At 74.8% G+C, this 12019-nt stretch carries 12 protein-coding genes and 1 CRISPR repeat array (1 of these 13 running past the window's edge); of the genes, 5 read left to right on the top strand and 7 right to left on the bottom strand.

Features of this window, described 5'->3' with window-relative positions:
* The first annotated feature begins 100 nt into the window (after nt 1–100).
* The 3 genes from BIV57_RS06965 to BIV57_RS06955 all read left to right on the top strand — a co-directional run bounded on the left by BIV57_RS06965 (nt 101) and on the right by BIV57_RS06955 (nt 3328).
* On the top strand, nt 101–1024 hold the full coding sequence (locus BIV57_RS06965) for an SDR family oxidoreductase (protein ID WP_071655786.1): 924 nt from the start codon (nt 101–103) through the stop codon (nt 1022–1024).
* Nucleotides 1025–1122: 98 nt separating this feature from the next.
* Nucleotides 1123–2310, top strand: a complete 1188-nt coding sequence (locus BIV57_RS06960) for a sialidase family protein (protein WP_139275494.1) — start codon at nt 1123–1125, stop codon at nt 2308–2310.
* 58 nt (nt 2311–2368) lie between these two features.
* Nucleotides 2369–3328 (top strand): ROK family protein, encoded by a 960-nt coding sequence (locus BIV57_RS06955; RefSeq protein ID WP_071655784.1) that lies wholly within the window; start codon nt 2369–2371, stop codon nt 3326–3328.
* 147 nt (nt 3329–3475) lie between these two features.
* Here the strand turns inward: BIV57_RS06955 and BIV57_RS06950 are convergent, their stop codons facing one another.
* On the bottom strand, nt 3476–4324 hold the full coding sequence (locus BIV57_RS06950) for a DNA polymerase domain-containing protein (protein ID WP_071655783.1): 849 nt from the start codon (nt 4322–4324) through the stop codon (nt 3476–3478).
* 7 nt (nt 4325–4331) lie between these two features.
* Nucleotides 4332–5345, bottom strand: a complete 1014-nt coding sequence (gene ku / locus BIV57_RS06945; protein ID WP_071655782.1) for a non-homologous end joining protein Ku — start codon at nt 5343–5345, stop codon at nt 4332–4334.
* An 80-nt stretch (nt 5346–5425) separates the two neighbouring features.
* On the opposite strand from ku, the gene BIV57_RS06940 reads away from it, so the two are divergent.
* The gene (locus BIV57_RS06940) at nt 5426–6385 is read left to right on the top strand and encodes an ATP-dependent DNA ligase (protein WP_217651702.1); all 960 of its coding nucleotides are present in this window, start codon (nt 5426–5428) and stop codon (nt 6383–6385) included.
* Between the two features lie 7 nt (nt 6386–6392).
* Here the strand turns inward: BIV57_RS06940 and BIV57_RS23985 are convergent, their stop codons facing one another.
* From BIV57_RS23985 to BIV57_RS06915, 5 genes are read right to left on the bottom strand one after another with little or no spacing between them, the layout of a single operon-like run.
* Nucleotides 6393–6695 carry a hypothetical protein gene (locus BIV57_RS23985; protein WP_071655780.1) on the bottom strand — a complete coding sequence of 101 codons (303 nt, stop codon included), beginning with the start codon at nt 6693–6695 and terminating at the stop codon, nt 6393–6395.
* On the bottom strand, nt 6692–7360 hold the full coding sequence (locus tag BIV57_RS06930; RefSeq protein WP_245797463.1) for an HAD-IA family hydrolase: 669 nt from the start codon (nt 7358–7360) through the stop codon (nt 6692–6694). Before BIV57_RS06930 ends, BIV57_RS23985 begins: the two co-directional genes overlap by 4 nt.
* Nucleotides 7357–8523 (bottom strand): MraY family glycosyltransferase, encoded by a 1167-nt coding sequence (locus BIV57_RS06925; protein ID WP_139275492.1) that lies wholly within the window; start codon nt 8521–8523, stop codon nt 7357–7359. The genes BIV57_RS06930 and BIV57_RS06925 overlap by 4 nt, the downstream gene beginning before the upstream one ends.
* A 31-nt stretch (nt 8524–8554) precedes the next feature.
* Entirely contained in the window at nt 8555–9370 is an 816-nt protein-coding gene (locus BIV57_RS06920) for a MerR family transcriptional regulator (protein WP_071655778.1), read from the bottom strand.
* The gene (locus tag BIV57_RS06915) at nt 9364–10164 is read right to left on the bottom strand and encodes an alpha/beta fold hydrolase (RefSeq protein ID WP_071655777.1); all 801 of its coding nucleotides are present in this window, start codon (nt 10162–10164) and stop codon (nt 9364–9366) included. Before BIV57_RS06915 ends, BIV57_RS06920 begins: the two co-directional genes overlap by 7 nt.
* Before the next feature lie 607 nt (nt 10165–10771).
* Here BIV57_RS06915 and BIV57_RS06905 point away from each other — a divergent pair.
* Nucleotides 10772–11977 carry an alpha/beta hydrolase family protein gene (locus BIV57_RS06905; RefSeq protein WP_071655775.1) on the top strand — a complete coding sequence of 402 codons (1206 nt, stop codon included), beginning with the start codon at nt 10772–10774 and terminating at the stop codon, nt 11975–11977.
* Between the two features lie 24 nt (nt 11978–12001).
* A CRISPR array of direct repeats spans nt 12002–12019; the repeat unit is 29 nt; it runs 803 nt beyond the window's last position.

Genomic DNA, 12019 nt, shown 5'->3' with positions numbered 1-12019 from the left:
GATCGTACGTGATGGCAGTCGCTGACATCATGCGCTACAGTCGAAGCAGACGATGTCAGTCGCTGACATCAAAGATCGCCTGCTTCTCTGGAGGACCCTCATGCGCGTATTCGTCACCGGCGCGTCCGGCTGGATCGGCTCCGCCGTCGTCCCCGAGCTGCTCGCGGCCGGCCACCAGGTCGCCGGCCTCGCCCGCTCGGACGACTCCGCCGCCGCGCTCACCGCCGCGGGCGCCGACGTCGTCCGCGGCAGCCTCGACGACACCGACATGCTGCGCCGCGCCGCCGCCGAGGCGGACGGCGTGATCCACCTGGCGTTCCGCCACGACGTCGCCTTCACCGGCGGCTTCGCCGCCGCCGCCCGGTCCGACCGGGCGGCCGTCGAGGCCTTCGGCGACGCCCTGGCCGGCAGCGACCGCCCGCTCGTGGTCGCCTCCGGGACGCCCGCCGCCCCCGGCACAGTCACCACCGAGCGCGACGGACACGACATCGACCCGGACGCCGACCTCACCGACAACCCCGCCCAGGCGCGCGGCGCCAACGCGGAGTTCACCCTGCGCCTCGCCGACCGGGGGGTGCGCAGCTCGGTGCTGCGGCTGCCCCGCACCGTGCACGGCGACGGCGACCAGGGCTTCGTCGCCATGCTGATCGCGACGGCCCGCGCCAAGGGCGTCTCCGGCTACATCGGCGACGGCAGCCAGCGCTGGCCCGCCGTCCACCGCCTGGACGCCGCGCGCCTGGCCCGCCTCGGGCTGGAGCACGCGCCGGCCGGGTCGCCGCTGCACGCGATCGGCGACGACGGCGTGCCGCTCCGCGAGATCGCCGAGGTGATCGGCCGTCACCTGGACCTGCCGACGGCCTCCGTCGACCCGGCCGACGCGGCCGAGCACTTCGGCTGGCTGAGCATGATCGCCTCGCTCGACCAGCCGTCCTCCGCCACGCTCACCCGCGAGCTGCTGGACTGGCGCCCCGAGCAGCCCGGCCTGATCGAGGACCTCGACAAGGGCCACTACTTCACCACCTGAGCCCCGTCCGCCGTCTTGACGCGCAGCCCGTGCCCCGCTTCCATCTACAACGTTGAACACGGGGCACGGGGGTCCAACGAGACGACGGGAGAACAGACGTGACGATCCGACGGATGATCGGCGCCGCGGTGCTGGCGCTGGCGTGCCTGGTGGGGTTCGCCCTCCCCGGCCACGCCGCGCCGCGCACCGCGGCGGCCGCGAGCAGCACGCCCGCGAGCACCGCGCCCGCAAGCACCCGCACCGCGCTCTCCTCCGACACCGGGATGTACCCGCGGGCCGTGCGCCTCCAGCACTCCGGCGCCGCCAACGGCACGATCGTCGCCCAGGACACCGCGTTCTCCCCCACCTCCCCCTACGGCAGCGTCTGGGCCTCCCACGACGACGGCGCCACCTTCCAGCAGATCGGCCGCGTCGACGACCCCGCCGCCGCCCAGGGCCTCTGCTGCACCACCCTGTTCGAACTGCCCAGCCGGGTCGGCGCGCTGGCGCCCGGCACCCTGCTGTGGGCGGGCTCGGTCGGGCAGGGCCCCGCCGACCGCCGGATGCGGCTGGACGTCTACGCCAGCCACGACCACGGCCGCACCTGGTCCGCGCTCTCCACCGTCGACGTCGCCGCCAACACCCACGGCCTGTGGGAGCCGGAGTTCGCCGTGGACGCCCGCGGCCGGCTCGCCGCCTTCTGGTCGGACGAGACCCAGCAGCCCGCGCACAGCCAGGTGCTCGCCGAGTCCCTCTCCTCCGACGGCCTCACCTGGTCCGCCCCGGCCACCATCGTCACCGGCCCGGACGCGGGCAACCGCCCCGGAATGCCCAACGTCCGCCGCATGCCCAACGGCTCGTACGTGATGTCCTACGAGGTGTGCGGGGTCGGCGGCGCCGACGACTGCCTCGTCCACCTGCGCCGCTCCCCGGACGCCGACCACTGGGGCGACCCCACCGACCTGGGCACCGTGCCGCGCACCGCGGACGGCCGCCGCTTCACCGCCACCCCCACCCTCGCCGAGTGGCACGGCCGGCTCTTCCTGGTCGGCCAGCGCGTCACCAACCCGGACGGCAGCCTCGCCGCCGGCAACGGCGAGACGGTCCTCACCAACGACCGCGGCGGCAGCGGCGACTGGACGGCGATCCCCGCGCCCGTCGCCGTCCCCGACGCCCGGCTGGACGTCTGCCCCAACTACAGCTCCACGCTGGTCCCTTCGACCGACGGGCGCTCGGTGCTGGAGATCGCCACCGACTACGTCGGCACCACCTGCACCGCCTTCTACGGCTCGGGGCCGACCCGCTGAGGCCCTGTTAGGGTCGCGGCAAGATCCTTCCGCCCGCGTCCCGAAGGGCCGACTCCCCATGAACGAGCGCACCATCGGCGTCGACGTCGGCGGCACCAAGATCGCGGCCGCCCTCGTCGACGCCGAGGGGCGGGTGCTCGCCAAGACGGCCGTGCCCACCCCGCTGGACCGCGGCAGCGACGGGGTGCTGGCCGCGATGGCCGACGCGGCCCGCGCCGTCGACCCGGACCGGACGGCGGCCGCCGCGGGCGTCGGCACCGGCGGCGTCGTCGACCCGGACACCGGCACCGTGCTCTCCGCGACCGATCTGCTCCCGGAGTGGCAGGGCACCGAGATCGCGCCGCGGCTGGGCGCGCTGCTCGGGGTGCCGGTGGCCGCCGACAACGACGCCATCGCGCTGGCCGCGGGCGAGCTGCGCTGGGGCGCGCTGGCCGCGGGCCGCGGGCCCGGCTCTGGCTCCGGCGGTTCCGCCGGTTCCTTTGCTTCCGCCGGTTCCGGCAGCGCGCTGTTCGCGGCCATCGGCACCGGCATCGGCGGCGCCCTGGTGGTGGACGGCGCACTGCGGCACGGCAACCACCGCGTCGCCGGCAGCATCGGGCACGTCCCGGCCGGCGGCGAGCGGATCTGCTCCTGCGGACGGCCCGGCCATCTGGAGTCCGTCGCCGCGGGCCCGTCCATCGCCGCCGCCTATGCGCACGAGGCGGGCGACACCGCCCACCCGGATCTGCGCGAGGTCGCCCGGCGGGCGGCGGCGGGGGACGCGGTGGCGCACCGCGTCATCACCCGGGCGGCGGCCGCGCTGGGCCGGGCGCTGGGCGGCGCGGCCAACCTCCTCGACCCGGACACCGTGGTGGTCGGCGGCGGCGTCGCCGCGATCGGCGACCTCTTCTGGGAGCCGCTGCGCGCGGCGTTCACGCCGGAGCTGCTGCCGCCGCTGCGCGGCCTGACGGTCCGCCCGGCGGCCCTCGGCGCGGACGCCTCCGTCATCGGCGCGGCGGCGCTGGGCGGGGGTGCATGAACGGGTTCGCGTGAACGGGTCCGCCTGAGCGGGTCGGTCCGTTCCCGCTCCCGCCTCGTCGTGAGCCGGGTTCCGGTCCGCGGTTCTTCCTCGCGCAGTTCCCCGCGCCCCTGACGGGGCGCGTCCGGCCCTGTCAGGGGCGCGCGTTCACGCGCCCGCGTCCAAGCGCTCCAGCGCCTGGTCCGGGGTGAAGCGCAACTCCTCGGGCTCGTGCGCCGCCTCGGCCTCGTCCCAGGAGATCGGGCAGGCCACAGACGGTGCGTCGGGATGCGCCAGCCGCAGCGAGTACGGCGAACACGTCGTCTTCGCCGAGCGGTTCTGCGACCAGTCGATGAACACCCGCCCGGCCCGCCGGTCCTTCGCCATCACCGCCGTCACCGTCTCCGGCCGCTCCTCGGCGAGCCGCTCCGCGATCCGGCGCGCCGCGGCCACCGCCGGCTCCTCGGCGAGCGCGTCGCAATCCGCGTACAGATGGAGGCCCTTGGAGCCGGAGACCACCGCGCGCAGCTCCCCGAAGCCGTCCTCCGCCGCGACGATCTCGCGCAGCCGCAGCGCCACCGCGCAGCAGCCGATGACGTCGACGCCCGGTCCGGGGTCGAGGTCCAGCACCAGCCGGTCGTGGCGGTCCGGATCGCCGCGCCACTGCGGCACATGGAACTCCACGCACCCCAGGTTCACCGCCCACATCAGCGTCGCCGGGTCGTCGACCACCACCTGCTGCCGCTCGCCCTCCTTGCCCTCCAGCGTCATCCGCGGCACCCACTCCGGCGCGCCGGGCGGGACGTGCTTGGCGACGAACCGGTCCCCCGCGACCCCGTCCGGCGCCCGGACGAACGACGCGGGGCGGTCGGCGAGCAGCGGCACCAGCACCGGCGTGACGGCGGTGTAGTAGCGCAGCGCGTCCCGCTTGCTGAAGCCCGGCCACCACGGCTTGTCGAGGTGGGTGAGGGCCAGCACCCGGTCGCCGACGCGGACCGGCACGCGTTCCTCGGCCATCGCCGCGTCAGCCCGCGCGCCGCGGCCGGCTCGGCGCGGTCTTCTTCTTGGCCGCCGTCTTCTTCGCGCTCTTGGCGCTCTTCGCGCTCTTCGGCTCGGCCTTCGCGGACGTCTCCTTCGCGGCCGACGCCTTCTTCGCGGGCTTGTCGGCGGACTTGGCCGCGGACGTCTTCGCAGCCGTCGCCTTCTTCCCCGCCGCGGCCTTCTTCCCCGCCGGGGCGGCCTTCCGTGCCGGCGCCTTCCTTCCGCCGCCCGCCGCGTCCTTGACGCTCGCCTTCAGCGCCGCCATCAGGTCCAGCACCTGCGCCCCCTCCCCCACCTCCGACGCCTCGGGCAGCGGCGCACCCTCCAGCTTCGCCTCCACCAGCTGGAGCAGCGCCTCGCGATAGTGGTCCTCGTACTGGTCGGGTTCGAAGTCCGCGGTCATCTCGGAGATCAGGCTGCCCGCCATCTGCTTCTCCTGCGCCCGCACGGTGTCCTCCGGGATGTTCACCGCCGAGGCGTCGCGGACCTCGTCCGGCCACATCAGCAGCTGGAGCATCAGCACCTCGCCCGCGGCGCGCAGCATGCCCAGGTGCTCCCGTCCGCGCAGCGCCACCCGCACCACGCCCACCCGGCCAGACTCGGCGAGGGCGTCGCGCAGCAGCACATACGGCTTGCCGGGCGACTTGGGGTCGGCCTCGACGAGGTAGGAGCGGCCGAGCAGGGTCGGGTCGATCTGGTCGGCGTCGGTGAAGGAGGTGACCTCGATGGTGGAGCGGGTGGGCAGCGGCAGGTGCTGCATGTCCTCGGCGGACAGGAACGCGACGCGGCCGTCCGAGGCCTCGTAGGCGCGTTCGATGTCGGCGGCCTGCAGCTCCTGGCCGTCCCGCTCGCACACCTTGCGGTAGCGGACCCGGCCGCCGTCCGTCTTGTGCACCTGGTGCAGGGTCACCGACTTCTCCTCGGTGGCCGCGATCAACCGGATCGGCACGCTGACCAGGCCGAACGCTATGCTGCCTTTGAAGATCGTTGCGGGCATGGCTCCATGCTCACGCGGGCGGCCGACCCGCGCATCCGGGCCCGCTTGCGGGGTGCGCCCCGTCCGCTTAGACCGGGCTCGTGACTCCCCTGCCGCGCCTGTCCCCCATGCTGGCCACCGCCGGCGCGCCCCCGGACGCCCCCGATTGGTGCTACGAGGTGAAGTGGGACGGCGCCCGCTGCCTCCTCGCCGCGGACGCGGGCGGCGCGGGAAGTGCACGCGGTGCACGCGGCGCGGGCGGCTCCTGGGAAGCGCGCTCCCGGGCCGGTAACGACTTCGGGCCCCGCTTCCCCGAGCTCGCCGAGGTGACGGGGCTCGGGCGGTCCGTGGTCCTGGACGGGGAGCTGGTCGCCCTCGACGCGGCGACCGGGCGGCCCTCCTTCGCCCTCCTCCAGCCGCGGCTGCAGGCCGCGCGGGCCCGTCCGGGGGCGGCGCCGGTCGTGCTGATGGCGTTCGACCTGCTGCGGCTGGACGGCGAGTCGCTGCTGGACCGCCCGCTCGCCGAGCGCCGCCGGCTGCTGGAGGGGCTGGGGGCGGCGGGCCCGCACCTCACCGTCCCGCCGGTGTGGCCGTCGCTCGCGCCGGCGCTCGCCTTCGTCGCGGACCACGAACTCGAGGGCGTCGTCGCCAAGCGCCTCGACTCGCCCTACCGGCCGGGCGTCCGCTCGCCCGACTGGATCAAGCAGCGGCGGGGGCACCGCACGGCCGTCGCCCTCGTCATCGGCTGGACGCCCGACGAGCGCGGCGACGCCCGCAGCCTGCACCTGGCGCTCCCGGCGGCGGACGGCAGCGGCGGCCTGGCCTACGCGGGACGGGTCGGCTCCGGCATCACCGACCGCACCGCCCGCGACCTCGCGGCCCGCCTCGCCCCGCTCGCGGCGGACCGCTCGGCGGTCCCCGTCCCGGCCGGCGAGACCGGCCAATGGGTCCGCCCCCAACTCGCCGTCGCCGTCGCCTACCTGGAGCGCACCACCGCGGGCCGCCTCCGCCAGCCGGTCTTCGAGCACCTCGCCGCCCCGGGCGACCAGCCCGCCTTCTGAGGCTCCGTCACCGTCCGCCGACCGCCAGCGCCGCGCCCTCCCCCAGCCAGATCAGCGCCAGCACCGCCAGCGCCCCGAGCGCCCACCCGGCCCGCCCCCGCCACAGCACGCCCACGACCCCGACCACCACGGCGGCCGGCCCCACCGTGGTGCCGACCTGGAGCCCCGCGTCGAGCAGCCCGGGCCGGCACCCGCACTCGGCCGCGAACTCGGCCACCGTCACCGCCCGCAGCCCCGCCCCGGACGCCGCCCCGGCACCGACCAGCCCCGCGCACCACGCCGCCCGCACCCGGGCACGCATCCCGGTCACCGCGCCATGTCCCCCAGCAGCTCGCCGAGTTCGGGAAGGGACGCCACCCAGGCGTCGGCCCCGGCGAGCTGGTCCCGGGTGTGGGTGGAGGTCACCGCGATCACCGTGCAGCCGGCCGCGCGCCCCGCCGCGACTCCCGCGGGGGCGTCCTCGACGACCGCGCAGCGCTCGGGCGCCGCCCCCAGCCGGGCCGCGGCCAGCAGGTAGGCGTCCGGGTGCGGCTTGGCGTTGCGCACGTCCTCGCCGTAGACCTGCACCGCGGGCAGCGGCAGCCCGCCGCGGCGGAAGCGCTCGCGGACCGGGCCGCGGCTGCCCGAGGTCACCAGCGCCCAGCCGTCCGCCGGAAGCGCGCCGAGGAGCGCGGCCGCGCCGTCCATCGGCGGGAACGCGTCCCCCTCCCGCTCCATCAGCCCGTCGAGCACCCGCCGCTCCGCGGCCGGATCCAGCCCGGGCGCCACCTCCCGCACCGTGTCCTCGGGCCGCCGGCCGAAGGTTCTCCGCCAGACGTCCTCGGCGTCAAGGCCGCGCAGCCGCGCCCAGGCGTCCCAGATCCGCCGGTGCGCCGCCGCCGAGTCGAGCAGCACGCCGTCCACGTCGAAGAGCACCGCATCGAAGCGCATCGCGTCGAAGCCCACTGCGTCGAAGCCCCCACCGTCGAAGGTCATGCCGCGCCCTCGGTCTCCGCCGTGCGGGGCGTCCGCCGGACGAAGGCGATCATGCGCGGAGCCGCCAGGACCAGCCCGGCGGCCGCCAGCAGGACACCCATCGCGATCAGCAGCCACGAATGGCGCGCGGATTGGACCGACAGGGCCACCACACCGCAGCAGAGCGCCGCGGAGAGCAGGTAGACCACCGCCACCGTCCAGACATCGCCGTGGCCGCGGTCGCGGAGCCGGTGGTGCAGATGGCCCCGGTCGGCGCGGAAGGGGTGCTTGCCCGTCGCCGCCCGGCGGACGATCGCGAAGCCCATGTCGAAGACCGGCACCCCGATCATCACCACCGGCAGCAGCAGCGGCAGATAGAACGGCGCCAGCTTGTAACCTGCCGCGGCGTGCGAGCTGACCTGCGCGGCGATGAACTCCGGGTCCACCTGGCCGGCCAGCGAGATCGACGGCACCGACAGCACCAGCCCGATCAGCAGCGCGCCCGAGTCGCCCATGAAGATCCGAGCGGGCGGCAGATTGTGCGGCAGGAACCCCGCGCACACCCCCGTCAGCACCGCCGCGATCAGCGCCGCGGGGGCGGCGCCCTGGATGCCGTAGCCGAACCACAGCCGGTACGCGTAGAGGAAGAACGCCAGCGAGGCGATCAGTACGACCCCGTTGGCCAACCCGTCCACGCCGTCGATGGTGTTGACGGCGTTGATCGTCATGACGATGACGAAGACCGTCAGCAGCGTCGACTCCAGCGGCCCCAGCGCCACCACCCCGACACCGGGGATCGGCACCCACAGGATCTTCAGCCCCTGGAAGACCATCACCGCCGCCGCCAGGACCTGCCCGCCCAGCTTCAGCAGCGAGTCCAGCTCCCACCGGTCGTCGACGACGCCCAGCACCCAGATCAGCGCCGCGCCGGAGAGCAGCGCCTTCACATCGCTGGTGTCCGCGAACACCCGCCCCACCCGCGTGAAGTGCGTCGCCGTCAGCAGCCCCGCGCACAACCCGGCGAACATGGCGACGCCCCCGAGCTTGGGCGTCGGCACGGAGTGCACGTCCCGCGCCCGGATCGCCGGCACGATCCCCTGGGCGAACAGCCACGCCCGCAGCGGCCCGGTCAGCAGATACGTCACCGCTGCGGACACCAGCAGCAGGACAAGGTACTCACGCATCCGGACACCCTTCAGCCCCACCGGGACCACGTCAAGTGCCGCCCGGCACCGACCGCTTGCCGCCGGCTCCCCGCGGGGGCACGCGCTTCAGGCGGGTCCAGCCTGTCCAGCCGCGTTCCTCCAGGAGTTCGATGAGGCGGCGGGCCGGTGGGACGGCGTCGAAGGCGAGGGTGTCCATGAGGCGGGCGAGCGGGGGGTCGAGGCCGGTGTCGTCCAGGGCGGACTCGCCGTGCCGCTCCGCGAGGCGGGCGAGGCGCACGGCGAGCCGGTCGGCGAGGGCGGCCAGCGCCCGGTCGTCGTCCGGCTCGTCCAGGGCCCGGCCCAACGTCCGGTAGAGGTCGACCAGCTGCGGGTCGGCGAGCTGCTCGCGCTTGCGCTCGATCCACTCAGCGACGCGCTCGGGCGAGCGCGCGGCCAGCGGGATCCAGCCGTCGCGCTCGACCCGGACGATCCGCTCGTCGACGCCGAGCGCCCGCAGCCGTTCGAGGTGGGCGACCACCTCCGGGGGCAGCGCCACGCTCTCCGCCGAGCCCGAGGCGAGCCGCGCGATCCGCGCGCGGTGGCGCTGCCGCTCCCGGATCTCCTCCCGCAGCCGCCGGTCGACGTCCGCCAGCGCCGCGGCGAACGCCTCCTCGTCGGCGTGCAGGAGCTCGCCCACGTGAGCGAGCGGGATGCCGGCCGCGACGAGGGTGCGGATCCGGATCAGCTCCAGCACGGCGTCCGCGCCGTAGCGGCGGTAGCCGGCGGCGTCCCGTTCCGGCTCCGGCAGCAGGCCCTTGGCGTGGTAGTGCCGCACCGCGCGGACCGTCACCCCGGCGTGGCAGGCGAGTTCGCCGATGGTCAGCATGCCGCCAGTGTCGCGCCCCGGACGATCCGGGCGATGTCCGGGGCGTGGGTGAGGACGAGGCGGTGGTCGGCGTCGAGCCAGTGCGCGGCGATGCCCGGACGCTCGCGCAGCAGCCGTTCCGCGCCGGAGCGCCAGAGCCGGTTGTGACGGTCCATCCGCTCCTCGGCGATGACGCCGGCGGCAGCGCCCGCGATGGACGTCGACATGACCACGGTGACGGGCGCCTCGACCGTGCGGTACGCGTCGAGGATCGTGGAACGGACCTCGTCCATCTCCAGGTTGAGGTCGAGGATCTGCCGCGCGGTGGGACCGCGGCCGGTCTCGTCCCCGCCCGCGGCGGCCTCCGCCAGCGCGCGGAACTCCTCCAGGTCGTCACCGGTGAGGAACGGCTCGGGCAGCGGGTTCGCCCCGTCCACCAGCACCAGCCCGGCGACCGCGCCGGGCCCCGCGGCGGCGGCGTGGTGCAGCACGACGTCCGCCCCCAGCGAGTGCCCGACCAGCACGGGCGGCTCCGGCAGCCCGACGGCGGCCATGACGGCACCGAAGTCACCCAGGAACGCGTCGAACGTGTACCGCTCGGCGGCGGAGGCCGCGCCGTGCCCGCGGAGATCGAAGCCGACCACCTCATGATCCCGCCGCAGCAGCCCGATCAGCTCCCCCAGATCCTCCTGCGTCGTCCCCAACCCCGGGCAGAACACCACCCCCGGCCCCGGCCCCCGCCGCCCGCCCCGCGAAACCGGAAGTACCACCCCGTCATGCCGCACCGTGAACGTCTCGATCGTCGTCGCACTCATGCGGCCATGCTGAAAGCTTGACCCTGCGTCAGGGCAAGCGCCGCGCTCGTCAGCGTGCACCGCGGCGACAGCAGCCCCCGCGCGGGCGTCCAACGCCGCTCGGTCCTCGGATCCCACCGCCGCTCGCGCATCCGACTGGCCGGCACGGCCACCGCCGCCAGCAGCAGCAGCAAGAAGCCGACCGCCAACCGCCAAGGGCTCCCCGTGCGGGGAGCGTACGCGAGGACGACTCGACGTCCAGCCGGGCGGGTTGCCGCCCCCGCCCGGACCATGGAGGGAGCAGCGGGGGCGGCAGGGTCCCGGCCTCGCAGGGGGCGCGTTTCATGTCATCGCGTCCCGCCGGGAGACTGCGGTGTCGGCTGCTGGCCCAGGAGGGGCGGCAGCCTTGCGGCAAGCTCCTGCGGTCCACTTCCGTCGATGAGGCACAACCGGATGCACGACGCCCCGCACTGATTTCTGGCGGCCTTCTATCCGGCGGTCTTCTTTCCGGTGGTCTTCGCCCACCGACCCGCCACCGGTTCACGCCCGAAGGCCCTACTAGGTTCACCATGGGATCGGGTACAGGCTTCATGGCACCGTCCTCCTGCGGCGCCCTAGCGTCACTCCCATGAAACGCAATCGCCGTATCAGCGCTGTCGCTGTGCTGGCACTCACCGCCCTCGGCACCGGAACCGGCGCCGGGTTCACCGCCACGGCCGCGCCGTCGGCCGCACCGGTGGCCACGCACGCGTTAGACACCGCATCGGCCGCGGCCACCCCGGCCACGCGGTCCTTCCGGGGCACGCTCCCCGCGCCGACCGGCCCCTACGCCGCCGGCGAGGACGTCATCCACCTCACCGACGCGAACCGTCCCGACCCGTGGGTGCCGTCGTCCGGCCCCCGCCGACTGACCGTCACGATGGTCTACCCGGCCGTCCCCGGGACCGGGACCCCGGCCCCTTATATGACGCTCGCCGAGGCAGCCGGAATCATCCAGCACCGGAAGCTACCGGCGAGCTCCGGCGTCACCCCGCAGACCCTCTCCAGCGTCACCACACACGCCTTCGACGGCGCGCGGCCGCAGCACGGCAAGCACCCGCTGGTGATCCTCTCCCCCGCGTACGAGGACCCGCGCATGACGCTCACCTCGCTCGCGACCGACCTGGCCAGTCACGGCTACGTCGTCGCGCTCGTCGGCCACACCTACGAGGACAGCGGCGAGACCCTGGCGAACGGCCAGACGCCACCGTGCGCGATCTGCGGCGACCCGCCGCCCAACTTCGACTCCGTCGCCGCCAGCCGCGCGCTGGACGTGTCCTTCGTGATCGACGAGTTGACGCACGGCCATACCGCGTGGCCCCTGGCGCACCTCATCGACAAGCACGAGATCGGCATGGCCGGACACTCCCTCGGCGGAGCGGCGGCCGCCACCACTATGGTCGCCGACCGGCGGGTACGGGCCGGAGTGAACATGGACGGCGCCTTCCACCCTGCCCTGATGCCCGGTCAGATCAACCGGCCGTTCCTCATGCTGGGTGCGGCCGTCGACCACCCGGTCGGCGGCGACGACACCACCTGGCAGCAGTCCTGGACCGCCCTCGGCGGCTACAAGAGATGGCTGACGGTCACCGGCGCCGACCACTTCAGCTTCAGCGACCTGGACCTGCTCCAGCAGCAGGCCGGGTTCCCGACCCCGCCCCTCGCCCCGGAACGCGGGCTGGTGATCACCCGCGAGTACGTGACGGCGTTCTTCGACCAGACGCTGAAGGGAATCCACCGTCCGCTGCTGGACGGGCCCTCGCCGAACAATCCGGAAGTGCTCTTCCAGAACTAGCTAGCCGCTGAATGTAGCCGGGCAGGGACCATCCCTGCGTCC

The sequence above is a fragment of the Mangrovactinospora gilvigrisea genome, from assembly GCF_001879105.1.
Lineage (GTDB): Bacteria > Actinomycetota > Actinomycetes > Streptomycetales > Streptomycetaceae > Mangrovactinospora > Mangrovactinospora gilvigrisea.
This window is presented reverse-complemented; position numbering and strand designations above follow the sequence as displayed.